Origin of the sequence: Streptomyces sp. NPDC087859 (assembly GCF_044742595.1) — a bacterium.
In the GTDB taxonomy this organism is placed as follows: domain Bacteria; phylum Actinomycetota; class Actinomycetes; order Streptomycetales; family Streptomycetaceae; genus Streptomyces; species Streptomyces canus_F.
Genome location: NZ_JBIUUU010000004.1, coordinates 354392 through 378424 on the forward strand (window position 1 = coordinate 354392; position 24033 = coordinate 378424).

The 24033-nt window shown below is 70.8% G+C and carries 22 protein-coding genes and 1 tRNA gene; 10 read left to right on the forward strand and 13 right to left on the reverse strand.

Features of this window, described 5'->3' with window-relative positions; genetic code table 11:
* Nucleotides 1-163 precede the first annotated feature (163 nt).
* Nucleotides 164-415, forward strand: coding sequence for a hypothetical protein (locus tag ACIOHP_RS11750; protein ID WP_361538263.1), 252 nt, complete (start codon nucleotides 164-166; stop codon nucleotides 413-415).
* 45 nt (nucleotides 416-460) lie between these two features.
* On the opposite strand, the gene ACIOHP_RS11755 is transcribed toward ACIOHP_RS11750, so the two are convergent.
* From ACIOHP_RS11755 to ACIOHP_RS11770, 4 genes are all read right to left on the reverse strand, one after another.
* Nucleotides 461-1207 carry a DUF6227 family protein gene (locus ACIOHP_RS11755; RefSeq protein WP_361485175.1) on the reverse strand — a complete coding sequence of 249 codons (747 nt, stop codon included), beginning with the start codon at nucleotides 1205-1207 and terminating at the stop codon, nucleotides 461-463.
* Nucleotides 1208-1441: 234 nt separating this feature from the next.
* Entirely contained in the window at nucleotides 1442-2662 is a 1221-nt protein-coding gene (locus tag ACIOHP_RS11760) for an Ig-like domain-containing protein (protein WP_401886026.1), read from the reverse strand.
* Between the two features lie 290 nt (nucleotides 2663-2952).
* On the reverse strand, nucleotides 2953-3981 hold the full coding sequence (locus ACIOHP_RS11765; RefSeq protein WP_401886028.1) for a P1 family peptidase: 1029 nt from the start codon (nucleotides 3979-3981) through the stop codon (nucleotides 2953-2955).
* Nucleotides 3982-4021: 40 nt separating this feature from the next.
* The gene (locus ACIOHP_RS11770) at nucleotides 4022-5230 is read right to left on the reverse strand and encodes a low temperature requirement protein A (RefSeq protein WP_401886031.1); all 1209 of its coding nucleotides are present in this window, start codon (nucleotides 5228-5230) and stop codon (nucleotides 4022-4024) included.
* 95 nt (nucleotides 5231-5325) lie between these two features.
* Between ACIOHP_RS11770 and ACIOHP_RS11775 the strand changes: the two genes are divergently transcribed.
* Nucleotides 5326-5520: a hypothetical protein gene (locus ACIOHP_RS11775; protein ID WP_401886033.1), complete on the forward strand. Its 195-nt coding sequence runs from the start codon at nucleotides 5326-5328 to the stop codon at nucleotides 5518-5520.
* Nucleotides 5521-5563: 43 nt separating this feature from the next.
* Here the strand turns inward: ACIOHP_RS11775 and mscL are convergent, their stop codons facing one another.
* The 6 genes from mscL to ACIOHP_RS11805 all read right to left on the reverse strand — a co-directional run bounded on the left by mscL (nucleotide 5564) and on the right by ACIOHP_RS11805 (nucleotide 11282).
* A complete protein-coding gene (mscL, locus tag ACIOHP_RS11780) occupies nucleotides 5564-6037 on the reverse strand; it encodes a large conductance mechanosensitive channel protein MscL (protein ID WP_361485184.1) in 474 nt (157 codons plus the stop codon).
* A gap of 138 nt (nucleotides 6038-6175) precedes the next feature.
* Nucleotides 6176-6724, reverse strand: coding sequence for a hypothetical protein (locus tag ACIOHP_RS11785; RefSeq protein WP_401886036.1), 549 nt, complete (start codon nucleotides 6722-6724; stop codon nucleotides 6176-6178).
* A 156-nt stretch (nucleotides 6725-6880) separates the two neighbouring features.
* A complete protein-coding gene (locus ACIOHP_RS11790; RefSeq protein WP_401886040.1) occupies nucleotides 6881-7714 on the reverse strand; it encodes an S-methyl-5'-thioadenosine phosphorylase in 834 nt (277 codons plus the stop codon).
* Between the two features lie 99 nt (nucleotides 7715-7813).
* Nucleotides 7814-8119 carry an FmdB family zinc ribbon protein gene (locus ACIOHP_RS11795; RefSeq protein WP_361485190.1) on the reverse strand — a complete coding sequence of 102 codons (306 nt, stop codon included), beginning with the start codon at nucleotides 8117-8119 and terminating at the stop codon, nucleotides 7814-7816.
* Nucleotides 8120-8186: 67 nt separating this feature from the next.
* Nucleotides 8187-9449: an MFS transporter gene (locus ACIOHP_RS11800; RefSeq protein ID WP_361538246.1), complete on the reverse strand. Its 1263-nt coding sequence runs from the start codon at nucleotides 9447-9449 to the stop codon at nucleotides 8187-8189.
* A 297-nt stretch (nucleotides 9450-9746) separates the two neighbouring features.
* Nucleotides 9747-11282: a potassium/proton antiporter gene (locus ACIOHP_RS11805; protein WP_361538244.1), complete on the reverse strand. Its 1536-nt coding sequence runs from the start codon at nucleotides 11280-11282 to the stop codon at nucleotides 9747-9749.
* Nucleotides 11283-11524: 242 nt separating this feature from the next.
* Between ACIOHP_RS11805 and ACIOHP_RS11810 the strand changes: the two genes are divergently transcribed.
* Nucleotides 11525-14326: a penicillin acylase family protein gene (locus ACIOHP_RS11810; protein WP_401886043.1), complete on the forward strand. Its 2802-nt coding sequence runs from the start codon at nucleotides 11525-11527 to the stop codon at nucleotides 14324-14326.
* A 78-nt stretch (nucleotides 14327-14404) separates the two neighbouring features.
* Here ACIOHP_RS11810 and ACIOHP_RS11815 read toward each other — a convergent pair whose 3' ends face one another.
* Nucleotides 14405-14989 carry a 5-formyltetrahydrofolate cyclo-ligase gene (locus ACIOHP_RS11815; RefSeq protein ID WP_401886046.1) on the reverse strand — a complete coding sequence of 195 codons (585 nt, stop codon included), beginning with the start codon at nucleotides 14987-14989 and terminating at the stop codon, nucleotides 14405-14407.
* Between the two features lie 132 nt (nucleotides 14990-15121).
* On the opposite strand from ACIOHP_RS11815, the gene galU reads away from it, so the two are divergent.
* The 7 genes from galU (at nucleotide 15122) to ACIOHP_RS11850 (ending at nucleotide 20714) form a co-directional block, all read left to right on the forward strand.
* The gene (gene galU / locus ACIOHP_RS11820; protein ID WP_361485200.1) at nucleotides 15122-16024 is read left to right on the forward strand and encodes a UTP--glucose-1-phosphate uridylyltransferase GalU; all 903 of its coding nucleotides are present in this window, start codon (nucleotides 15122-15124) and stop codon (nucleotides 16022-16024) included.
* Nucleotides 16025-16029: 5 nt separating this feature from the next.
* A complete protein-coding gene (gene glp, locus ACIOHP_RS11825; protein ID WP_307029518.1) occupies nucleotides 16030-17352 on the forward strand; it encodes a gephyrin-like molybdotransferase Glp in 1323 nt (440 codons plus the stop codon).
* Nucleotides 17353-17437: 85 nt separating this feature from the next.
* On the forward strand, nucleotides 17438-17917 hold the full coding sequence (gene moaC, locus ACIOHP_RS11830) for a cyclic pyranopterin monophosphate synthase MoaC (protein WP_266497560.1): 480 nt from the start codon (nucleotides 17438-17440) through the stop codon (nucleotides 17915-17917).
* Nucleotides 17914-18420, forward strand: a complete 507-nt coding sequence (locus ACIOHP_RS11835; protein WP_401886050.1) for a molybdenum cofactor biosynthesis protein B — start codon at nucleotides 17914-17916, stop codon at nucleotides 18418-18420. Before moaC ends, ACIOHP_RS11835 begins: the two co-directional genes overlap by 4 nt.
* A gap of 20 nt (nucleotides 18421-18440) precedes the next feature.
* Nucleotides 18441-19085, forward strand: coding sequence for a GNAT family protein (locus ACIOHP_RS11840; protein ID WP_361538235.1), 645 nt, complete (start codon nucleotides 18441-18443; stop codon nucleotides 19083-19085).
* 188 nt (nucleotides 19086-19273) lie between these two features.
* Nucleotides 19274-20539, forward strand: coding sequence for a gephyrin-like molybdotransferase receptor GlpR (gene glpR / locus ACIOHP_RS11845; protein WP_401886053.1), 1266 nt, complete (start codon nucleotides 19274-19276; stop codon nucleotides 20537-20539).
* A 101-nt stretch (nucleotides 20540-20640) separates the two neighbouring features.
* A tRNA-Ala gene (locus ACIOHP_RS11850) sits at nucleotides 20641-20714 on the forward strand.
* A 111-nt stretch (nucleotides 20715-20825) separates the two neighbouring features.
* Here the strand turns inward: ACIOHP_RS11850 and ACIOHP_RS11855 are convergent.
* Nucleotides 20826-23207, reverse strand: a complete 2382-nt coding sequence (locus ACIOHP_RS11855; protein ID WP_401886056.1) for an ABC transporter permease — start codon at nucleotides 23205-23207, stop codon at nucleotides 20826-20828.
* Entirely contained in the window at nucleotides 23201-23965 is a 765-nt protein-coding gene (locus tag ACIOHP_RS11860; protein WP_401886058.1) for an ABC transporter ATP-binding protein, read from the reverse strand. The genes ACIOHP_RS11855 and ACIOHP_RS11860 overlap by 7 nt, the downstream gene beginning before the upstream one ends.
* Between the last annotated feature and the right edge of the window lie 68 nt (nucleotides 23966-24033).

Below are 24033 nucleotides of genomic sequence, written 5' to 3' on the forward strand. Positions count from 1 at the left end.
GCAAGGCCGGCCGGTCGCAACCCTGGCGGGACGGGGCTGTGACCGGCCGCAGCCGTTTCATCGGCCCTGTGTCCCTTTGGGTGGCTGTGAGTTGTTCACGGCACCTGCGAGATACGTCACGGTCCGGGGTCAAAGTCCCGGACCGTGGTGTCTACTGGGGCGCATGCCTGAGCACGTCTCGATCTACCAGCTGACGGGCATGGCCGTCCTCGCCCTGGCGACCGTCGTCTGGGTGATCGGCCTGACCCGCGTCCTGCGCCGCGGCCGCGAGGCCGCCCTGTGGCGGACCTCCGCCCCCCTCCCGGCCCTCCCGTACCAGCGGCGGACCGGCCCCGAACTGGAGTCCGTCCAGCTGACTCCGGCGGAGCACGACGCGTTCGCGGGACTGGTGCGACAGCTCAGCGACGGCCGCTGACCGAGCGGCCGATGCGGGGCAGGAGCCCCGGATGCGTGGAGCGGGTTAGGAAACCCGGGCCGCGCGCCGCTCCATCGCGTCGCGCGCCGCGTCCTCGGAGACGTATACCTCGCACATGTGCCGCCCGTCGGGCGTGGCCGTGTGCTCGACCTCCCACAGGGAGATCTCCTTGCCGTCGCGCAGCAGGAACGCGTGCTCGTAGAGCGAGAAGCACAGCCCGATCCGCCCCGCACGGCACGGCCTGCCGAAAGCCTGTGTGATCTGGTGCGCGAACGCCGTCGTCAGCAGCGTGGCCGTCTCCGCGTCCGGCCGGTCCGGGTTCTCCGCGCGGCGCAGGAGCCGGCGCGCGTGATCCGCCGAGTCGTCGGGCACGTACGCGTGCCGGGGCGCGGGGATCGGCGACAGCTGCACCGTCACCGGCAGTTCGAAGTCCGGTGCGTCCGGCGGCAGCGGCAGCCGTGCCGTGGCGGCGCGCAGCTCCTCCTCGTCGACGTACACCTCGTGCTGCGGGACACTGCCCGGCGCGGTGTTGTGAACCAGCTCCCAGAGGGTGAGTGCCGAGCCGTCGGCGAGCAGCCAGGTGTGGCGGTACGTCTCGCGGTGCAGCCCCGCGCTGTGGTGCGCGGAGTGCAGCGAGCTGTCGTGCGCGAGCGCGCAGTCCAGTCGCCGTATCGTCTCGTCGGGCAGCTCGAAGGAGTTCAGCGCACGGCCGAGAAGTCGCGCGAGATGCTCCTCCGGAGACTCGGGCGACTCGCGTGGCTCGTACGCTGCTGTCTCGTACGGAACGCTCAAGGTTTCTCCCGGCGTTGCTGCATGTCACCTTGTGGGTGCATACCGTAGCCCCTCGGTCGGACATCATGTCCGGGAACCGAGAAAACGTGCGCACAGAAAACGCTCAGGTCGCGTGAGAAGTTCCCACGCGACCCGAAGATCCGTCAAAAACCGCCGGTCAGAAGGTACTTGCCGCGTCCTGGCGCCCTGGGAGGCGCCCCGCCGCCCGCGTGCGCCCCGTCGTTCGGCGGGCGCTCAAACCGCGCTTCCCGCCGCCCACTCGGTCCACGACATGTTCCAGCCGTTGAGCCCGTTGTCCGGCGCCACCGTCTTGTCGGGGGAGTTCTTGACGATCACGACGTCCCCGAGGATGGACTGGTCGTAGAACCACTTGGCGTTCGTGTCGCCCTGCCCGCCCTGGACGTCCTGCAGTCCGACGCAGCCGTGACTGGTGGCCTGCCGGCCGAAGGGCGGATTGGCCTTGTTGTACCAGTAGTTGCCGTGAAGGAACGTCCCCGACTGCGTCAGTCGCATCGCGTGCGGCACGTCCGGGATGTCGTAGGCGTTGTCGAGGCCGACCGTCCGGCTGTCCATGCGCAGCTTCGCGGACTTCTCGGAGATCACCATCTGGCCGTTGTACGTGGTGTTCTGGGCGTCACCCGTCGAGATCGGGACCTTCTTGAGGGTCTTCCCGTCGCGCACGACCGTCATGGTCTGGGTGTCGGCGTCGACCGTGGAGACCTGCGACCGCCCGATCGTGAAGGTGACGGTCTTCTTCTGCACCCCGACGACGTCGTTCGCGCCTTCGACGCCGTCCAGGTCGATCTTCATCGTGACCTTGGAGCCGGCCTTCCAGTACTCCTCGGGCCGGAAGTCGATCCGCTGCGAGCCGAACCAGTGCCCGACCACCTTCTGCCCGCTGCTGGACGAGACCGTGATGTGCGACTGCACGGCCTTCTTGTCGCTGATGGCCTTGTCGAAGGTGAACGACACCGGCATCCCGACGCCCACCGTCGTCCCGTTGTCCGGCGTGTACGTCCCGATGAAGCTGTTGGCCTCGCTGACCGTCGTGAAGGTCGAGTCGGCCGCGCTGGTCCGCCCGTCGGAGTCCTTCGCCCTCGCCGATATCTCGTACTTCGTCCCGCGCTCCAACTGCTCCTTCGGCGTCCAACTGCCGCCGTTCGCCGAGATGAACCCCGGCACCGACTGCCCCGTCCCCGCCACGGTCATCTTCACGCCGGTCAGCTCGCCGTCGCTGACCTTCACCCCCGTCGTGTTGATCGACGCACCCGTCGAACCGTCCTTGGCCGATATGGCGATCTTCGCCTCGGACGACTTGGCGGACCCCCCGCCCGCCTTGCCGTCGTCCTTCCCGGCGTCGGCGCCGCCCCCGCAGGCGGTGAGGGTGAGGGCGCCGACCGCCAGGACGGCACAGGCCCCGAGTGTGCGCCGCGCTGATATGTTCGGCGTTGTCACGAGCTACTCCCGTTTCGTGTGATGTGCGTGATCCGCTCCCATGCGTGGAGAAAGAGCGAATCCATGACCGGTCGGGTTCCCTCCGACAGCCGTGAACGCCATCACGTGACACAACCGGGACAATCGTCCGTACGAAATGCGCCACCGCGGACCGGCGGGTGCCGGAGCCGCGCGCGCCGCGATGTATGCCCCGGGCGGGCGCGGCGGCCATGCCCCGCACCCAGCGCCCCGCACCTCGCCCCCAGCGCCCCACCACCGGCTCCGGGCCCGACACGGCCGACCGGGCCCCGTCACCGCCCCTCGTACAACTCCCCGTACGACGGCCACGTCCCGCCCGGCCCGTCCACCGACCGGGCCGCGCGCACGGCCCGCACGATCGCGCGCGTCACCACGTCGGCGCCGGCCTCGAGCAGCGGGTTGAGGGCAAGCGGGTGCTCGGAGTCGAGTGCGCGCTGCCCCGTCGCCAGCGTGAACACCGTGTCGCCGTCGTGGAGGAGGTGCACGGGCCGCACGGCGCGCGCGATGCCGTCATGCGCCGTTCCGGCGAGCTTCTGCGCCTGCGCCTTCGACAGTGCCGCGTCGGTGGCGACGACGGCGAGCGTGGTGTTCAGCGGAGGCGGCGCGTTGTTCGCCGCGGTCTCGGCGAGGCGCCGGAGCGCGGCCTCGTGGACCCGAACATCCGGAGAGTCGACGCGTCCCTGGAGCAACTCCCCGTACAGGATGCCCGTTTCGGGCTCCACCACGGAGCCCACGGCGTTGGCCACCACCAGCGCGGCGACCGTGATCCCCGAGTCGAGAACGGTGCTCGCGGTACCGACTCCGCCCTTCATCGCCCCGACCACGGCCCCCGTACCCGCGCCCACGCCCCCTTCCCGCACCGCCGCGCCGATCGCGCTCGCCGCGGCCGCCTCGACCGCGGCCCGGCCCGTGGCCGCATCGGGCCGGGCCCGGAAGTCACCGCCCCGTGCCAGGTCGAAGACGCAGGCGGCGGGTACGACGGGAACGACGTGCGCCGGATCCGGCCCGACAGGCACCCCGCGCCCCTGCTCCTCCAGCCACGCCATCACACCGGATGCGGCGTCGAGCCCGTACGCGCTGCCGCCGGTCAGCACGATCGCCTCGACCCTCTGCACGACGTTGCGCGGGTCGAGGGCGTCGGTCTCCTTGGTGCCGGGGCCGCCGCCGCGCACATCCACGGCGGCGACGGCACCGCCCTCGGGTGCGAGCACGACGGTGGTACCGGTGAGCCAACCATCGCCGACGCGCGTCGCATGTCCCACGCGCACGCCGGTGACGTCGGTCAGAGCGTCAACTGTCATGGGACCAGTCTCGTCCAGGGACCGTCGACGCCCCAGGAGGTCACACGACCGGGGCCGTCGCTTTGCTCTCCCGGGTCGCCATGCGCGCCGTCAGCGTCACCCCGGTCGCCACGGCGAGCGCCGAGACGATGCCCGCCACGAGCACGGCCCAGTCGCCCAGGAACGTGCAGAGGATCACGAGGAGTGCCGTGGTCGGCAGCACCAGTTGCTGGGCGATGCCCACCTTGAAGTGGCGCGAGTGCAGGGCCCACACGGTGAGCAGGTAGAGCGCGGTGGGAAGGGTCACCGCGGCCGACGCGGCCAGTGTGGAGATGTGCGCCTTGCCCACCGCCTGTTCGACCGCGACCTCCAGGCCGGCGCCGATCGCGGCCGCCGAGGCGAAGATCAGGTAGTGGCCGTAGCCCCACAGGAAGGCCTGCTTGTTGGAACGCAGATGGCCGTGGATCGGCACGACGAAGTAGATCCACCACGCGGAGAAGACGATCAGCAGGCCACCCACGGCGATCGGCAGCAGTTCACCGAGCGCGTCGTTCTCGTCCACGCCCGTCTTCACGGCGACGGTGGCCGCGGCGATCGTCTCGCCGAGCACGATGATCGTGAACAGGCCGTAGCGCTCGGAGATGTGGTGCGGATGCCAGGAGGTGGGGAAGTCCTTCTCCGCGTACCGCGGCACGCACATCTCGATGATCGCCATCACCAGGAACACCCAGGGCCGCCCGCCCTCGGGCAGGATCAGCAGCCCCGACCAGCCGACGAGGCAGAGCAGCACGCCGCCGGCATAGCGCAGGGCCGTCGTCCTCTCCGGGCCCTCGCTCGATCTGGCCACCCGCAGCCACTGCGTCGACATGGCGAGCCGCATGATCACGTAGCCCAGCCAGACGACCAGGAAGTCATGGTCCTCGAACGCCTTGGACACCCCGGCCGCGAGCACCAGCACGCCGGCGATCTGGACCAGGGTGACGACCCGGTAGAGGACGTCGTCGTTGTCGTACGCCGAGGCGAACCAGGAGAAGTTCATCCAGGCCCACCAGATGGCGAAGAAGACCATCGCGTAGTTGAGGATTCCTTCGCCCGCGTGCGACTCGGCCACGGCGTGCACGAGTTGCAGGCCCGCCTGGGCGATGGCCACGACGAAACACAGGTCGAAGAAGAGTTCCAGGGGCGAGGCGACCCGGTGGGCCTCGTCGCGGCTGCGGGCGGTGAGCCTGCCCAAGGGCGCCGGGGAGGGAGTGGTGCTGGACGACGTCATGCGTCCAAGCACAGCAGATACGGAAGGCGCGGACCATGACCGCCGTCGGGAATGACCAGGACGGTCGTCGCCTCCCGGGGTCGTACCCTGGACGCATGAGCCCCGCCTCCGACCCCGCCCCCGACCCCGCCCCCGAGCCGCGCGCCCCGAAGCCGTCGCTGATCTTCGACGACCCGCTGGACCAGCAGTCCTCGGACGACACGGACCGCGGCTGGGGCGAGCGAACCGGCGCCGACAGCGCGGCCGACCTGAAGCGCTTCCTCGACGAGAAGCCGCCCCACCACCTCTGAGCGAGCCGCACGGCCGCCCCGCAGAGGAGGCGGGCCGTGTCCGTCACCGCTCGTCGTGCCCGGACCCCCGCTGCGCGACCAGTGCGTCGCGGATCTCCTTGAGGACCTCCAGCTCGGTCACCTCCATGACCTCCTGCGTGCCCTCCTTGGCCTTCCTGCGGGCCTCCTGCCGGGCCAGGTACTTCGACATCGGCAGGACCATCAGGAAGTAGACGACCGCCGCGGTGATCACGAAGCTGAGCGTCGCGCCGAGCACGGTGCCCCATCGGATCGGGATGCCGCTCACCACGGTGCCGTCCGCCGTCACCTCGCACGGGTCCTTCAGACACGAGCTGTAGCTGTCGAGGTTCTTGGTGCCGACCGCCCCGACCAGCGGGTTGATCACGCCTTTCACCACGGAGTTGACGACGTTGGTGAAGGCGGCGCCGATGACCACCGCGACTGCCAGATCGACGACGTTCCCGCGCATCAGGAAGGCCTTGAAGCCATCCAGGATGCTCGGCTTCTTCTCGCTCACCTAGGGGACTCTCCTCGCACGCACAGGTTGTGGAACAAACAGCTCCGCAACCTACGTCAACGCGAGGCGCCCCTGTCCAATTGGGTAGCTCGAACGAGGGACTTGACAGGAATCCGCGCAACAGGCGGACCGCACGGCTCAACACAACGTCACCGCCAGCCGTGCCGTGGCGCTCGCGCCCGCGAGACGCACCGCGACCGGACGCGGCACCGAGAGCACGACCAGCGCCCCGCTCTCCGCGGCACCCTCCACAGGCTCCGGCACCTTCCTCACCCGGACCCCGCGCGCGAGCACCCGGGGGGCGTCGCCTCCCGTCGCCGTCGTCCCGGCGGCGATCACATCGACCCGGTCACCGGGCCGCAACAGCAGCACCGTGGCCCCGTCGGCGATCCGCACCGGTGCCGTCACCATCTCCACGGCGCGACGCTCCCGCACCGGCGTGGCCACGGGATGCCCGCGCGCCCCGTCGGAGTCGCCGGGGCCGACGGCCACCAGCGCGGCCGCGGTGACCGCCAGGCCCGCCGCCACGGCCCGCCTGCGATGCCGTACGAGCCGGGCCAGTTGATACCGCCCGCCGCGTACCCGCACGGGAGCGAAGTGCGGCACCTCGCACGTCGCGGGAGCGTCGGTGCCCGGCGGACGCGGAGCAAGAGGGGAGAAGGGCGGGGGAGACGGAGCGAAGGACACGGGAACCACCACCTGTCACGAGGGATCGGCTTGCAAGGCCACGATGGGGTCTCGCGCCGCCGCCCGCCGAGACAGGTGGATCACCAGCCGGTTGTGGACAACTCCCTCACCCGAACGAGCAGTTCCGCCCGTGCCGTGGTGCCGTTCTCCACAGCGTCACGGCAGTTCGAACCCGGGATCCATGCCGCCCAGCGCCGTGGTGCACAGGCAGTCCCGCTCCTCGTTCGCCGGCAGCGCGGCCACCGCGTCGAACAGCACTCCCCGCAGCCGGTCCACGTTCGCCGCGAACACCCGCAGCACCTCGTCGTGGGAGACGCCCTCACCGGTCTCGGCACCCGCGTCGAGGTCCGTGACCAGGGTCAACGACGTGTAGCAGAGCTCGAGTTCACGGGCGAGCGCCGCCTCGGGGTGGCCGGTCATGCCCACCACCGACCAGCCCTGCGCCCGGTGCCACAGCGACTCGGCACGCGTCGAGAAGCGCGGCCCCTCGATCACGACCAGGGTCCCGCCGTCCACCGCCTCCCAGTCCCGGCCGTGCGCGGCCTTCAGCGCGGCCGCCCGCCCGACGGGGCAGTAGGGGTCGGCCAGCGACACGTGCACCACGTTGGGCACACCGCCGCCCGGCAGCGCCAGCCCGTCGAAGTACGTCCCCACGCGGGACTTCGTACGGTCGATCAGCTGATCCGGCACGAGCAGCGTGCCCGGCCCGTATTCGGGGCGCAGACCGCCCACCGCACACGGACCGAGGACCTGGCGCGCCCCGACCGACCGCAGTGCCCACAGGTTGGCGCGGTAGTTGATCCGGTGCGGCGGCAGATGGTGGCCGCGTCCGTGCCGGGGCAGGAAGGCGACCCGACGGCCCGCTATCTCACCGAGGAACAGGGAGTCACTGGGCGGTCCGTACGGGGTGTCCACCTGGATCTCGGTCACGTCCTCGAGGAACGAGTAGAAGCCCGAGCCGCCGATTACGCCGATCTCTGCGTTCGCCATGACCCGCACACTAGCTGGCCCCCGCAGCGGGCAGAGAAGAGCTCCGGAAACACCGAGGACCCTGTCGTCGTACGACGACAGGGTCCCGCGGAGGCGTCTTTAAGCGGCGGAGGTGCTGCTGGAGGAGGTGCCGGTGCTCGACGACTTCGAGTCCGAGGACGACGGCGTCGAGGTGGACGGAGTGGACGTCGACGGCTTCGACGACGCCGGCGAGGTGCTCGACGAGGAGCCGCGGCTGTCGTTGCGGTAGAAGCCGGAGCCCTTGAAGACGATGCCGACTGCGGAGAACACCTTCTTGAGGCGGCCCTGGCAGTTGGGGCACTCGGTCAGAGCGTCGTCGGTGAACTTCTGCACCGCCTCGAGGCCCTCGCCGCACTCGGTGCACTGGTACTGGTAGGTCGGCACTGTCTTCCTCCTGGCACTCTCACTCAATGAGTGCTAACGATGGTCCATAGTGACGTATTCCCGGGGATCAGTCCACCGCCACCGGCACGCGGTGACCGACGCCACGTGCGACGGTCCGGGTCCGGGGGCGCGTCGTCAGGCGTGACCGCAGGGCCAGCAGGGTCGCCAGGGCGAGCAGTGTGCCGACCATCGGGACGAGAAATCCTGCACCGTTCCAGAAGCGGTCCTCCAGCTGTCCGGCAGCCGTGACGGCGGCCGCCTGGCCGAGCGCCACCGCGCCGGTCAGCCAGGTGAAGGCCTCGGTGCGGGCACCGGCCGGCACCAGGCTCTCGACCAGCGTGTAGCCGGTGATCAGCGCGGGCGCGATGCACATGCCGACCAGAAGGCCGAGCCCGGCGAGCGCGAGCACCGAGTGCGCGGCCCACAGTCCGGAGGCGACCAGCGCGAGCGCGCCGTACCCGACCACGAGGCGCCGCTGCGGAGCCACCTTCCACGCGATGGCACCGCAGACGATCCCGGAGAGCATGTTGCCCGCCGCGAAGACGCCGTACAGGACACCGTTCAGACCGGGCTCGCCGATCGACTCGGTGAACGCGGCCAGCGAGACCTGCATACCGCCGAAGACGGAACCGATGCCCAGGAACGTCACGATCAGCACGCGCACGCCGGGCACGCGCAGCGCGGAACCGTGCTCCACGCGCGCGTGCTTGTCGAGGGTGACCAGTGGCTGCGTGCTCTTCTGCGCGGCGAACAGCAGACCGCCGAGCAGGGTCAGCGCCGACTCCGTCAGCAGGCCCGCGGCCGGGTCGACGGCGGTGCACAGCGCGGTGGCCAGCAGCGGGCCGAAGACGAAGGTCAGCTCGTCCGTGACGGACTCGAACGCCGCCGCGGTGGTCATGAGGGGCGAGCCCTGGAGCTTCACGCCCCAGCGGGCGCGCACCATCGGGCCGACCTGGGGCACCGAGGCGCCGGTGGGGACGGCCGCGGCGAACAGCGCCCACAGGGGCGCGTGCGAGAGTGCGAGCGCCGTCAGCGTCAGACCTGACGCCGTGTGCACGAGCACGCCGGGGATCAGTACGGCGCGCTGCCCGTGGCGGTCGGCGAGGCGCCCGCTGTAGGGCGCGAACAGGGCCATGGAGACGCCGGTGACGGCTGCGGCGGCGCCTGCCGCGCCGTACGAGCCGGTGGTGTGCTGCACGAGCAGCACGATGGAGATCGTCAGCATCGCGAACGGCTGACGTGCCGCGAAGCCGGGGAGCAGGAACGTCCAGGCGCCGCGGGTGCGCAGCAGCTGCCCGTATCCCGGGCGTGCGGTGACCGTGGATGCCACGGCCCGTGCCTTTCTGCCGCCTGGTAGCGCGCCTGTGCGGGGGCGCCGAGAGCTGTCCTCTTGCGCGCTGCGGTAGATACCGGGCCCACTGCGGAGGGGCGTCTCGGCCGCCATACGGTCGCGCCAGCACTGCGTCAGGCAGAGTTGGTTCGATCAGAATGCGCCTTCATCGTACAGGGATCAACGGCTGGTGCGCCTGTGAAAACGAGCACCATGAGCCCTGTTCACCTGCGATTGTCGGGGGTGTGAACCGTACGAAACACGTCCTTAACGACATCGCGCGCCACGCCGCCCCGGTCAGCGCCGCGGCGTCTCCCCGTTCGTGCCCAGCCAGCCGGCCAGCTTTCCGCCGTGTCCCACCGCGCGCAGCCGTCGCTCCGCCGCGTCCCGCACGGGATCCGTGGCGACCACCAGTAGCTCGTCCCCGCGCCGCAGCACCGTGGTGGGCAGCGGAACGAACGATTTTCCCTCGCGGACGACCAGGGTGACGGCGGCCCCGGCCGGCAGCCGCAGCTCGTTGACCTCGACGCCGTGCATCTTCGAGCCGTCGGGGATCGCGACGGACAGCAGGTGTCCGCGCAGCCGCTCCAGGGGCGCCGACTCGATGCCGAGGTCGGCGGCCTCCGCGTCCCCGCCCAGCCGCAGCTGACGGGCGAGCCAGGGCAGCGTCGGCCCTTGGATCAGGGTGTAGACGACGACCAGGACGAAGACGATGTTGAAGATGCGGCGGCTGCCGTCGACACCGTTCACCATGGGGATCGTCGCCAGGATGATGGGCACGGCGCCGCGCAGCCCGGCCCAGGACATGAGGGTCTGCTCCTGCCACGGCACCCGGAACGGCGTCAGGCACAGCACGACGCTCAGCGGGCGCGCGACCATGGTCAGCACCAGCCCGATGACGAGGGCGGGCCACACGTCGTCGCCCAGCTCGTGCGGGGTGACCAGCAGGCCGAGCAGGACGAACATGCCGATCTGGGCGATCCAGCCGAGCCCTTCGGCGAAACCGCGTGTGGCGGGCCAGTGCGGCAGCTTGGCGTTGCCCAGCACCATGGAGGCGAGGTAGACGGCGAGGAAGCCGCTGCCGTGCGCCAGCGCGCCGGCCGCGTACGCCGCCACGGCGATCGCCATGACGGCGATCGGGTAGAGGCCGGAGGCGGGCAGCGCGACGTGCCTGAGTCCCCAGGAGCCCAGCAGGCCGACCGCGATGCCGATGGCGGCGCCGATGACCAGTTCCAGGGTTATCTCGCCGAGGAGCGCGTACCAGTGCTCGACCGGGCCCGCGGTGGAGAAGGAGACGACCAGGATGACCACGGGGGCGTCGTTGAAGCCGGACTCGGCTTCCAGGGTGCCCGTCACGCGCGCGGGGAGGGGGATTCTGCGCAGTACGGAGAAGACCGCCGCCGCGTCCGTCGAGGACACGACCGCCCCGATGATGAGCGCCTGGCGCCACTCCAGCCCGATGAGATAGTGCGCGGCCGTCGCCGTGACCCCGACGCTCACCGCGACCCCGACCAGCGCCAGCGCGGTGGCGGACGGCAGCGCGGGCTTGATCTCCTTCCACTTCGTGCCCAGTCCGCCCTCGGCCAGGATCACGACCAGGGCCGCGTATCCGATGACCTGGGTCAGCTCGGCGTTGTCGAAGTGGATGTCGCCGACGCCGTCCTGGCCCATCGCGACGCCGATGCCCAGATATACGAGCAGGCTGGGGAGCCCGCTGCGCGAGGAGATCCGGACCGCTGCGACGGCGACGAGCAGGACGAGCGAGCAGACGAGCAGAAGCTGGTTGAGGTCGTGGACGGTCAGCGGCTGTTCCCTTCCCTGGCCCACGGGCATCACGCGCGCGTGGGCTCACGTACATAGGACACGAAGAGGCGGGTCTCCGCATCCAAGTACTTCGTTACCTTACCTAACTCTTGACGATTTCTTGACACTCCTGAAGGCAAGATCGAACGTCCGTCCGCGCTCGTTCCCGACTCCGCGTCAAGTGGCGTCAGGCCCTGCGCCTATGGTTGCTCCAGCGCTCATTCAAAGTCACAGCCCCGCCTGCCGCTCGCGTTAGGACAGCAAGGACAGCGATGCCCCCCAACACCACCGCCTCATCGGGTCAGAAGCCCGGCAAGTCCGGCAGGAAAAAGGGGCGCAAAGCCCGTCTGATCGTCCTCTTCCTGGTACTGGCCATCATCGGCGGCGTCGCCTACGGGGCGTACTGGTCCATCAGCACCGTCCGTGCCTCCTTCCCGCAGACCAAGGGTTCGATCACGCTCGAGGGCCTGTCCGGACCGGTCGACGTGAAGCGCGACGGCTACGGCATCCCGCAGATCTACGCCGCGTCCGACGAGGACCTGTTCATGGCGCAGGGCTACGTCCAGGCGCAGGACCGGTTCTACGAGATGGACGTGCGCCGCCACATGACCTCCGGGCGCCTGTCGGAGATGTTCGGCAAGAGCCTGGTCGACGAGGACGAGTTCCTGCGCACGCTCGGCTGGGACCGGGTCGCGAAGAAGGAGTACGACACCAAGCTGTCGGCCTCCACCAAGAAGTACCTTCAGGCATACGCCAAGGGAGTCAACGCCTACCTCGACGGCAAGGACGGCAAGGAGATCTCCCTCGAGTACGCCGCCCTGGGCTTCGTCAACGACTACAAGCCCCAGCAGTGGACCCCCGTCGACTCGGTCTCCTGGCTGAAGGCGATGGCGTGGGACCTGCGCGGCAACATGGAGGACGAGGTCGACCGGGCCCTGATGACGAGCCGTCTCGGCCCCAAGCAGATCAAGGACCTGTACCCGGACTACCCCTACAGCCGCAACAAGGCGATCGTCCAGGAGGGCCAGTACGACGAGCTGACCAAGACGTTCGAGCAGGGCAGCAGCACCTCGGGCACGGGGACGGGGGCGGGGACGGCCACAGGGACCGGCACCGGCACCGGCACTTCCACGAGCGGGACCACGGGCACCGCGTCCGCCTCGGGCACCACAGCTCTCACGAGCCAGCTCTCGGGCCTCTACGGCCTCCTGGAGGACCTTCCCGCGGCCGTCGGCGTGAACGGCAACGGCATCGGCTCGAACTCCTGGGTCGTCGGGGGCTCGCACACCATCACCGGCAAGCCGCTGCTGGCCAACGACCCGCACCTGTCGGCCTCGCTGCCGTCCGTCTGGTACCAGATGGGCCTGCACTGCCGCACCGTCTCCAGCAAGTGCCAGTACGACGTCTCCGGCTACACCTTCGCGGGCATGCCCGGCGTCGTCATCGGCCACAACCAGGACATCTCCTGGGGCATGACCAACTCCGGCGTCGACGTCACCGACCTCTACCTGGAGAAGCTCAGCAGCAACGGCTATCTGTACGACGACAAGGTGAAGCCCTTCACCACGCGCGAGGAGACCATCAAGGTCGCCGGCGGTGAGTCCAAGACGATCGTCGTCCGTGAGACCAACAACGGCCCCCTGCTGTCCGACCGCAACGACGAACTGGTCAAGGTCGGCAAGAAGGCCACCGTCGACACCGCCGCACCCGACCGCGGCGACGGCTACGGCATCTCCCTGCGCTGGACCGCCCTGGACCCGGGCACCTCCATGGACGCCGTGTTCGCGATGGACAAGGCGACGAACTGGAACGACTTCCGCGCGGCCGCGGCCCTGTTCGACGTGCCGTCGCAGAACCTGGTCTACGCGGACACCGAGGACCACATCGGCTACACCCTCCCCGGAAAGATCCCCACGCGCGCGCAGGGCGTGGACGGCTCGATCCCGCAGCCCGGCTGGGACTCCAAGTACCGCTGGACCGGCTACATCCCGCAGGACCAGCTCCCCTACGAGTACGACCCCGCGCGCGGGTACATCGTCACCGCCAACCAGGCCGTGATCGACAAGGACAAGTACCCCTACACGCTCACCACCGACTGGGGTTATGGCGCCCGCAGCCAGCGCATCACCGACCTGATCAAGTCGAAGATCGACGACGGCGGCAAGATCTCCACCGACGACATGCGCCAGATGCAGCTGGACAACAGCAGCGAGATCGCCAAGCTGCTCGTGCCCAAGCTGCTGAAGATCGACATCGAGGACAAGGACGTCCGCGAGGCGCAGAAGCTGCTGGAGGGCTGGGACTACACCCAGGACGCCGACTCGGCGGCCGCCGCCTACTTCAACTCGGTCTGGCGCAACATCCTCAAGCTCGCCTTCGGCAACAAGCTGCCCAAGGAGCTGCGGGTCAAGGGCCAGTGCCTGTGGGTCGAACCCGTCAACACCACCGGCCCCGCCGACGAGACGGAGAACGTCCGCGAGTGCGGTCAGCGTGACGCCGACCAGGCGCAGCCGGACGGCGGCGACCGCTGGTTCGAGGTCGTGCGCAACCTCATGGAGGACGAGAACAGCGACTGGTGGAAGACGCCCGCCGGCGTGGGGGACCGCCCCAAGGCGGAGAACCGCGACCAGCTGTTCAAGCGCGCCATGATCGACGCCCGCTGGGAGCTCACCGCCAAACTCGGCAAGGACATCGACACCTGGAGCTGGGGCCGGCTGCACCGCCTGTTCCTGAAGAACCAGACCCTCGGCACCGAAGGCCCCGGCATCGTGCGGTACGCCCTCAACCGCGGTCCCTGGAAGCTCAGCGGCGGCGAGGCCACCGTCAACGCGACCGGCTGGAACGCCGCCGGCGGCTACGGAGTCATCTGGGTGCCGTCGATGCGGATGGTGGTCAACCTCGGCGACCTCGACAAGTCCAAGTGGATCAACCTCACCGGAGCCTCCGGGCACGCCTACAGCGCCCACTACACCGACCAGACGAGCAAGTGGGTCAAGGGCGAACTGCTGGACTGGTCCTTCTCGAAGGACGCTGTCGACAAGAACACGAGCGACACACTCGTACTGAAGCCGTGAGCCACTGACGGCGAATCGTCGAACGGGCCCTCCACGCACGCGTGGAGGGCCCGTTCGCATGCGCTCACCTGCCGCGGCTCACGCGTCGTCCCGGAAGCGGCGCACACCCGACGGCGTCACCACCGCGTGCACCGCCTGGTCGTGCGCCTCCTCCGGGACGCGCTCGACGATCTCGGAGTCGTAGAGCAGCACCACCAGGGCGGGGTGCACGCCCGCGTGCTCCAGGCGGGCCAGCACCCGGTCGTACGACCCCCCGCCACGCCCCAGCCGCATGCCGCGCGCGTCGACCGCCAGACCGGGCAGCAGCACGACGTCGGCGCCGGTCACGGCCTCCGGGCCCAGACGCTCCCCGGAAGGCTCGAAGAGGGCCATCTTTCCGCCGTGTTGGACGCGGGCGAGGGAGCCCGCCCCGGTGTACGCGCCCCAGTCCAGATCGTTGTCGGGCAGGAGCGCCGGGAGCAGGACGTGCACGCCCCGCGCGCGCAGCGCGTCCAGGAGCGCGAGCGTGCCGGGTTCGCTTCCCACCGAGACGTAGGCCGCCACCGTGCGCGCCCGCGCCAGCTCGGGCAGCCCGAGCGCCCGCCCGGCCAGCGCGGTCGCGGATTTTCGCACGTCATCGGCCGTCAACCTGTTCCTCACCGCGAGGAACTCTCGCCGCAACATTCGCTTGTCAGGCTCTCCAGGACGTCCGACATGACTCACAGGTCGCTCCCGTACCCTTCCAATACGCTCATATCAGAGCTAATTAACCGGAGCCCCAGATTCCCTGCAAAGGCACCGGATAAGGTTGCGCGCATGACTCAGTCTCACCCTCGGATCAGCAAGGCTGTCATCCCCGCAGCAGGCCTCGGCACCCGGTTCCTGCCGGCCACCAAGGCCACTCCCAAGGAGATGCTGCCGGTCGTCGACAAGCCGGCGATCCAGTACGTGGTCGAGGAGGCCGCCTCCGCGGGTCTCGACGACGTCCTCATGATCACGGGCCGCAACAAGCGACCGCTTGAGGACCACTTCGACCGCAACTACGAGCTGGAATCGGCGCTTCAGAAGAAGGGCGACGCCGGCCGGCTCGCGAAGGTGCAGGAGTCCAGCGACCTCGCCACCATGCACTACGTCCGCCAGGGCGACCCCAAGGGCCTCGGTCACGCCGTCCTGTGCGCGGCGCCGCACGTCGGCCACGAGCCCTTCGCCGTCCTCCTCGGCGACGACCTGATCGACCCGCGCGACCCGCTGCTCAAGCGGATGGTCGAGGTTCAGGAGCGGCATGGCGGCAGCGTCATCGCGCTCATGGAGGTCGAGCCCGAGCAGATCCACCTCTACGGATGCGCGGCTGTCGACGCCACCGAGGACGGCGACGTGGTCAAGGTGCACGACCTCGTCGAGAAGCCGGCCCCGGCCGACGCCCCGTCCAACTACGCGATCATCGGCCGCTACGTCCTCGACCCGCACATCTTCGACATACTCCGCAAGACCGAGCCCGGCCGCGGCGGCGAGATCCAGCTCACCGACGCCCTCCAGCAGCTCGCGGCGGACGAGAAGGTCGGCGGCCCGGTGCACGGCGTCGTCTTCAAGGGCCGTCGCTATGACACCGGCGACCGTGGTGACTATCTGCGTGCCATTGTCAGACTCGCGTGCGAACGTGAAGACCTGGGCCCGGACTTCCGGACCTGGCTTCGCAGTTACGTAGCCGAGGAGATGTAGCAACGTTGAGCAGCGCCGCGCCCCACACCACCGGCCAGGACCACCTCTGGTCGGTGGACGAACACCTGGAGGACATCCTCGCGACCGTCCGCCCCCTGGAACCCATCGAGCTGCAACTCCTCGACGCCCAGGGCTGCGTCCTGGTCGAGGACGTCACGGTGCCGGTCTCCCTGCCGCCGTTCGACAACAGCTCCATGGACGGGTACGCGGTGCGGGTCGCGGATGTCGCGGGCGCGAGCGAGGAGTTCCCCGCCGTCCTGGACGTCGTCGGGGACGTCGCGGCGGGCCAGGCCGAGCTGCTCCACGTGGGCCCCGGCCAGGCCGCCCGCATCATGACCGGCGCCCCGCTGCCGCCCGGCGCCGAGACCGTCGTCCCCGTCGAATGGACCGACGGAGGCCTGGGCGAGGGGCCCGCGACCGGGATGCGCGCCCGCGCCCTGGCCCCCGAGGGCGCCGAGGGGCACGTGCACGTGCACCGGCCCGCCGAAGCACGCGCGCATGTACGCGCGAAGGGCAGCGACGTGAAGGCCGGCGACCGCGCCCTCGAGGCCGGCACCGTCCTCGGCCCGCCGCAGATCGCATTGCTCGCCGCGATCGGCCGCGGCACCGTGCGCGTGCGCCCGCGCCCGCGCGTGGTCGTCATGTCCACCGGCAGCGAACTCGTCCAGCCCGACGAGCAACTGGGCAACGGCCAGATCTACGACTCCAACAGCTTCGCCCTCACCGCCGCCGCCCGCGACGCCGGCGCCATCGCCTACCGCGTCGGCGCCGTCGCCGACGACGCCGAGACCCTCCGCGACACCATCGAGGACCAGCTCGTCCGCGCCGACCTCATGGTCACCACGGGCGGCGTGAGCGTGGGGGCGTACGACGTCGTCAAGGAGGCGTTGTCGTCCGTCGGCGACGAGGACGAGGCCGGCAGCGGCATCGACTTCCGCAAGCTCGCCATGCAGCCCGGCAAGCCCCAGGGCTTCGGCTCCATCGGCCCCGACCACACCCCGCTCCTCGCGCTGCCGGGCAACCCCGTCTCGTCGTACGTCTCCTTCGAACTGTTCGTGCGTCCCGCGATCCGCGCTCTCATGGGCCTGGAGGACGTGCACCGGCCCCGCGTGACCGCGAAGCTGACCGCCGGCAAGGCACTGACCTCGCCGAAGGGACGCAGGCAGTTCCTGCGCGGGACCTACTCCGACGGCACGGTCACCCCGGTCGGCGGTGCCGGGTCGCATCTGGTGGCGGCCCTCGCGCACGCGGACGCGCTGATCGTCGTCCCGGAGGACGTGGAGTCCGTCGAGCCCGGCACCGAGGTCGAGGTAGTCCTGCTCGGCTGAGTGCTCCTGGTTGGCGGTACCGTGTCGCGCACAACAGGCTCGCGCGCCGTACCGCGAGGGGCCGGGACCGGGAGCGCCGCACAGCATGAGTACGCAGGACCGACTGACTCATATCGACGAGGCGGGCGCCGCCCGCATGGTCGACGTATCCGACAAGGACGTGACCGCGCGCACCGCCCGCGCCAGCGGTCGGGTCCTCGTCTCGCCCCGGGTGATCGAGCTGCTGCGCGGCGAGGGCGTCCCCAAGGGCGACGCCCTCGCCACCGCGCGGATCGCGGGCATCATGGGCGCCAAGCGCACCCCGGATCTGATCCCGCTGTGCCACCCGTTGTCGGTGTCGGGTGTGAAACTGGATCTGTCGGTCGCGGACGACGCCGTGGAGATCCTCGCCACGGTCAAAACGACGGACCGCACGGGCGTCGAGATGGAAGCCCTCACCGCGGTCTCCGTCGCCGCGCTCACCGTGATCGACATGGTCAAGGCGGTCGACAAGGGAGCGGTCATCACGGACGTGCGGGTGGAGGAGAAGACAGGCGGCAAGTCGGGCGACTGGAGCCGGGCATGACGTATCGCGCTCTTGTGGTCACCGCCTCCAACCGGGCTGCCGCCGGGGTCTACGAGGACAAGGGCGGTCCGTTGATCGCCGCGGGCCTGAAGGGCTTCGGCTTCGACGTCGAAGGACCGCAGGTCGTACCCGACGGGGACCCTGTCCGGGCGGCCCTGCGCGCCGCCGTCGACGCCGGATACGACGTCGTCGTCACCACCGGCGGCACCGGCATCTCGCCCACCGACCGGACCCCCGAGGCGACCCGCGAGGTGATCGACCACGAGGTGCCGGGCATCGCCGAGGCCATCAGGGCGTTCGGGCGGGCGAAGGTGCCGACCGCCGCGCTCTCGCGCGGCCTGGCCGGAGTGGCGGGACGGACCCTGATCGTCAACCTGGCGGGTTCCACCGGCGGAGTGAAGGACGGACTCGCCGTCCTGGAGCCCCTGTTGGTCCACGCCGTCGACCAGATCCGCGGCGGCGACCACCCCAGACCCGGGGCCGGCACTGGGGGTGCGAGCTGAACAGCCCATCCTGGCCCGTCGTGCTGACGGACGGCGACGTCGTCCTCCGGCCCATAAAGGTGCGCGACCAGCGGGCCTGGCGCGAGGTCAACCGGCGCAACCGTGACTGGCTGCGCCCCTGGGAGGCGACCATCCCGCCGCCCACGCCCAGCGGACCGATCGCTCACCGGCCGACCTACCGGCAGATGGTGCGCCATCTGCGGGCCGAGGCGAACGCGGGCCGGATGCTGCCGTTCGTCATCGAGTACCAGGGACGGCTCGTCGGGCAGTTGACCGTCGCCGGGATCACCTGGGGCTCGATGTGTTCGGGGCATGTCGGCTACTGGGTGGACGAGTCGGTGGCCGGCCGTGGAGTGATGCCGACGGCCGTGGCGCTCGTCGCGGACCACTGTTTCCGGACCGTCGGACTGCACCGCATCGAGGTCTGCATTCGCCCGGAGAACGGGCCCAGCCGCCGGGTCGTGGAGAAACTCGGATTCCGTGAGGAGGGGCTGCGGCCCCGTTATCTCCACATCGACGGGGCCTGGCGCGACCATCTCGTCTTCGCCCTCACCGCGGAAGAGGTGCCGGAAGGCTTGCTCGGGCGGTGGCGGCGGACACGTTCACAGAAGGCCCCGCACACCACGCCCCGGAACCCGCAGAACACGCCGGGGAATCCCACCTAGCGACTCGGGTAATTGAATAAATGTTCGAGAATGATCGGGTGGCGATCGTCTCAGGGCATTAAATTCGCGGCTCCGGCGACCTGCTGATCGCATCGGTCACAAAAAAAGCTCGAAATATCAGCCAGATCGTGCGACACACCGGCCCAATTGGCGGATGGCCTCACGCGAATCCCTCTACCGTGTGAGGCGTGAGCAGCAGCGGCCTCATCTACGCAGTCATTGTCGGGGCCTGGGCCGCCTACTTGGTGCCGATGTGGCTCCGTAGGCAGGACGAGCTGAACGAGGCCCGTCCGACGGAACGCTTCAGCACCGCCATCCGGCTGCTGTCCGGACGGGCGGGGATGGAGCGCCGGTACGCCAAGGACCTGCGGGCGCGCTCCACCGAGGAGGAGGAGCCCAGCGCCGTCGATCCGGATGCCGTCACCGACTCGGTGGACGTCCGGGCCTTCGCCATGCCTCCGACGCGCCCGCAAGTGCGCGCGGACGTGCGCGCGGAGGCGCCGGCGCGCAGGGAAGCGGTGCGTGAGCCGGCGCGCGAGAGAGCGGCCGAACCGGCCCCGCACGCCCCGGCCCCGCATGCCCCGGCATCGGCATCCGGATCCGCTCCGGCGCGCAAGCAGGTGCCCGCAGCCCGGCGCTCGCCCGCAGCGGAAGCCGCCGCGGCGCGCGCCCGGCGTACGAAGGCACTCGCGCGCCGTAGACGTACCACCGTGGTGCTCTTCATCGCTTTCACGCTCGGCGCGGTCGTCGCCGCCGTCGGCGGGCTCGCGTTCCTGTGGGCGCCCGGCGTGCCCGCCGTGCTGCTCAGCGGATACATCGCCTACCTGCGCTCCCAGGAGCGCCGTCGCTTCGCCTACCAGATGGACCGGCAGCGGGCCGAGGCGGCGGCGCAGCGGCTGAAGGAGCGTGCGCGCCACCCGCGCCGACGCCCGACGGCCGAAGCGATCGACGCGGACGAACCGGACGAGGGACCAGAGCCGGGACAGGACCCCGGGCTGTCGGCGCTCGCCGCCGACCGGCGCGCCCTCGTCGAGCAGACCGACCACGCGGAGTGGGTCGACCAGCAGCGCGAGCGGCAGCGCAGGCCGGGGCACGGGGACAGCTGGGAGCCGGTGCCGGTGCCGTTGCCGACGTACGTGACGGCGCCGGTCGCTCCGCGGGCCACCTCGGACGTGGACCTGGGTGCGCCGGACGCGTGGAGCTCGGCGCGGTCCAGCTCGGTCGCCGGGGAGCGGGAGGGGCATGGCGCCGGTTCCGAGTCCGGTGCCGGGCAGGACGGTGCGGCCCAGGACGCCGAGGCGGGGGAGCCGTCCCACGCCGAGGACAAGGCGGACGAGGACGAACGCTGCGACGCACGCCGGGCCGCGTCCGCGCGCCGGGCGCGCGAGCGGGGACGTACGCCCCTCTTCGATCAGTACGAGGACGGGGAGCGGCCGCGCGCGGCCAACGAGTAGGCGCGGCGGCCACCCGTCCCACCTGTGGGTGTCGCGCGGCCGGGGCAGGGAACGGATTTCCAAGCACCCCGATCGGGGTGCTAAGGTTTCACTCGTTGCAAGGGCCTGTGGCGCAGTCTGGTAGCGCACCTCGTTCGCATCGAGGGGGTCTGGGGTTCAAATCCCCACAGGTCCACGCAGCATAGGGGCCCGTTCCTGATATCAGGAACGGGCCCCTTGCCATGCGTACGGCAGTGACGTACAGCAACCGCGTCGGCTGATCCCGCGTCAGAGGAATCGGCCGCGGCTATGGAGAGGTCTTCCGGCCCAGGGCATGAGCCGCCGGAAGCACCGCCGACACGACGGCGAGGAGCGCGCACGCGCCCGTGGCCGCGCCGAGTTCGGGCCAGGGGAGGCGGAGCGGGGAGCGTGCCGACTGCAGGTCCAGGGCGCCCCACATGCCGCCGAGGTTGAGAGCCGTCACCAGCAGGCCGAGGAGTGCGCCCACTGCCACCACCACCAAGGCCTCCGCGGCCACGAGGCGCAGCACCTGACCGGTCGTGGCGCCCGCCAGCCGCAGGGACGCGAACTCGCGCTTCCGGTCCGACGTCGCCATGAGCAGGGTGTTGGCGAGGGAGATGCCCGTGTACAGCAGCGCGATGCCCAGGACGAGGAGGAAGCCGAGGCGGGTCCTCTCGTCGGCGTCCGTGAAGGTGGCCGTGGGGTAAGCGGACCGCAGCCACTCCTCGCGGGTCTGGACGGAGACGTCCGCGGCTCCCAGGGCCGTCCGTACCCCTGCCGCCGTTCCTCCCGTCACCTCGACCCGGTCGACAGCGGCCCCGCGCGCGTTGGCCGGAGTGACGTACACCCCGTTGTCGCCCGTGCCGACCGGCATCACCGCGGCGATGCGGAGCGACCTGCGGGTGCCGTCGCCGAGCCAGACGGTGACCCGGCGGCCGACCTCGTGCCGCGCCCACTCCTCGTTGACGATGATCGAGTCGTCGTCGAGGTCGGTGACACGGCCCGCCGTCAGGGGGAGGCGCACGGTCGCCGCGAGCGCCCTCGGATCGGCCGCGCGCGCCTCGGACTTGATGAGGGCGACCCCCTCCTCCAGGACGTACACGGCGCTCGACGCGGTCGCCGAGACCTCGGTGCCCGGGATCGCGCGCAGACGGCGGAGCGTGTCCGGGGCGAAGCCGGCCGGCGACGTCAGCACGAAGTCGGAGACGGTCCGCTCGCGCGCCTCCGTCGCCCTCGCCTCGTTCAGCGTCGCCGTGGCGCCGAGCAGCGAGCCCGTCAGGGCCACCGTGATCAGGACGGGGGCGGCGACGGCGGCCGTACGGCGGACAGCGGCGCCCGCGTTCGAGCGGACCAGCATGCCGCACGGGGCGAGGACCCTGAGCAGCGGGCGGACCAGGGCCGGAGCCAGCAGGGCCGTCGCCGTGATCAGGAGCATCGGGCGGCTGACGTACGTCTTGCGGTGCAACAGCTCGCCCGGGTCCGTCACCAGCGCGAGTACGAGGGTGACCGCGGCGGTGATCAGCAGGGCCGCACCGCACAGCAGGCGGCCGAGCGTCAGGGCGCGTTCGTCCACCGCCGCCTCGCGCAGCGCCTGCGTCGGCGCGGTCCGGCCCGCCCGCCAGGACGCGGCCACCGCCCCGCACAGCGCCACCGACAGACCGGTCCAGAAGGCGAGATGGTACGGCCACACGTGGTCGCCGATCGCGAACCAGGCCGGTGCGACACCGCCGTCCACCACACGCTCCGCCAGCCACGGAGCGGCGTACGCCCCCAGCACGCAGCCCGCCGCGGACGCCGGTCCTCCGACGAGCAGCGCCTCCGTCAGCACCGCGCGCCGGATCTGGCCCGGCGTCGCGCCGGCCGTGCGCAGCAGGCCGAACTCCCGGCGGCGCTGGGCCACCGCGAAGGCGAAGGTCGACGCGACGACGAACACCGACACGAACCCGGTCACCCCGCCCGCGGTGCCGAACAGGGCGTTCAGCGTCGTCAGCGCCTCGGCGTCCCGCTCGGGATCGGCGTCCGCGAGCCGGCGCTCGTCACCGGTCAGCACCCGCGCGCGGCCGCCCACCGCACGCCGGACCGCCGCCGCGTCCGCCTCCACCACGAGCTGTGTGCTCACCGGAGACAACGCGGCCGCCCGCGCATCCGTGTAGAACAGCGCGTTCTCGAACCCGAGCGCGCCCACCGTGCCGACCACGCGCACCACCCCACGCGCCGTGCGCAGGCGCTGTCCCACCGTCGTCCGGTCGTCCGTGGCCACGACCTCGTCCGCGGCGCGGGGCGCGCCGCCCGCGGTCAGTTCGTACGGTGCGAAGGCCGCGGTGGACCAGGGATGTCCCACCAGGTCGCCGTGGACGACGAACGTGCGGTCCTCCGTGACCCTGCCCAGCTTCCGCAGCGCCGCCACCGTGTCCGCCGGTACGGGCCGCGGCCGGGCCAGCCTCTGGGCGCGGTCGCCGATGGGGGTCGGTACGCGCAGCGTGTCCTGGCCCCTCACCACGACCGGGGCCGCGGCGAAGCGTTCCGGCGCGCGCTCGGGGGCGTCCAGGGAGGAGGCGAGGGCCAGGCCCATCACGGCGATCACGGCGACCCCGAGGGACAGGGCGACGAAGCTGCCGATGAAGGCGGTCCAACGGGAGCGCAGGGTACGCAGGGCGAGCATCAGCACGGGACGACCTCCGAGCCACCCGCCGGCGCCCCCGTCTCCAGCGACGTCATACGCGCCGCGATCTCCCCCGCCGACGCCCCCACCACCTCGCCGTGCACCTGCCCGTCGACCAGGAAGACCACGCGGTCGGCGTACGACGCGGCCACCGGATCATGCGTGACCATCACGATCGTGCGGTCCTCGGTGTCGACCAGTGAGCGCAGCAAGGCCAGCACCTCCCGCCCGGTGGCGGAGTCCAGCGCCCCCGTCGGCTCGTCCGCGAACAGCACGTCGGGGCGGGTGATCAGCGCGCGGGCCAGGGCGACGCGTTGCTGCTGTCCGCCGGACAGCTGGGCGGGCCGGTGCCGGGCCCGTTCACCGAGCCCCACCCGCCGCAACGCCTCACGCGCGCGTGCCTTCGACACACGCCGACCGGCCAGCCGCAGCGGCAGGAGGACGTTCTGTTCGGCGGTCAGGGAGGCCAGGAGGTTGTACGTCTGGAAGACGAAGCCGATGCGTTCGCGGCGCAGCAGGGTCAGCCGTCGTTCGCTCAGCCCGGTCAGTTCCGTGCCTCCGACCCGCACCGAGCCCGATGTCGGCCGGTCCAGCCCGGCCGCGCACTGCAGCAGCGTCGACTTGCCGGAGCCGGACGGCCCCATGACAGCGGTGAACGTGCCCTGTCCGAGGCCGAGCGAGACCCCGGCGAGCGCGGTCACCCCGCCGTCGCCCTCGCCGTACCGCCTGATGACGGAGGTCAACCGGATCGCGTGGTCTGTCATCTGCCCTCATTAAGTCCGCGGAAGGCCGACGGCCCTCATTAAGTCGAAGAGAGCTCTACGAAACCGCG

Coding starts and splice junctions, on each gene's coding strand:
- ACIOHP_RS11765 (WP_401886028.1), bottom strand. CDS start 3,981: ATGACAGTTGACGCTCTGACCGACGTCACCGGCGTGCGCGTGGGACAT.
- ACIOHP_RS11805 (WP_361538244.1), bottom strand. CDS start 11,282: ATGCCCGTGGGCCAGGGAAGGGAACAGCCGCTGACCGTCCACGACCTC.
- galU (WP_361485200.1), top strand. CDS start 15,122: ATGACTCAGTCTCACCCTCGGATCAGCAAGGCTGTCATCCCCGCAGCA.
- ACIOHP_RS11835 (WP_401886050.1), top strand. CDS start 17,914: ATGACGTATCGCGCTCTTGTGGTCACCGCCTCCAACCGGGCTGCCGCC.
- ACIOHP_RS11770 (WP_401886031.1), bottom strand. CDS start 5,230: ATGACGTCGTCCAGCACCACTCCCTCCCCGGCGCCCTTGGGCAGGCTC.
- ACIOHP_RS11790 (WP_401886040.1), bottom strand. CDS start 7,714: ATGGCGAACGCAGAGATCGGCGTAATCGGCGGCTCGGGCTTCTACTCG.
- ACIOHP_RS11860 (WP_401886058.1), bottom strand. CDS start 23,965: ATGACAGACCACGCGATCCGGTTGACCTCCGTCATCAGGCGGTACGGC.
- ACIOHP_RS11815 (WP_401886046.1), bottom strand. CDS start 14,989: ATGTTGCGGCGAGAGTTCCTCGCGGTGAGGAACAGGTTGACGGCCGAT.
- moaC (WP_266497560.1), top strand. CDS start 17,438: ATGAGTACGCAGGACCGACTGACTCATATCGACGAGGCGGGCGCCGCC.
- ACIOHP_RS11810 (WP_401886043.1), top strand. CDS start 11,525: ATGCCCCCCAACACCACCGCCTCATCGGGTCAGAAGCCCGGCAAGTCC.
- ACIOHP_RS11750 (WP_361538263.1), top strand. CDS start 164: ATGCCTGAGCACGTCTCGATCTACCAGCTGACGGGCATGGCCGTCCTC.
- ACIOHP_RS11775 (WP_401886033.1), top strand. CDS start 5,326: ATGAGCCCCGCCTCCGACCCCGCCCCCGACCCCGCCCCCGAGCCGCGC.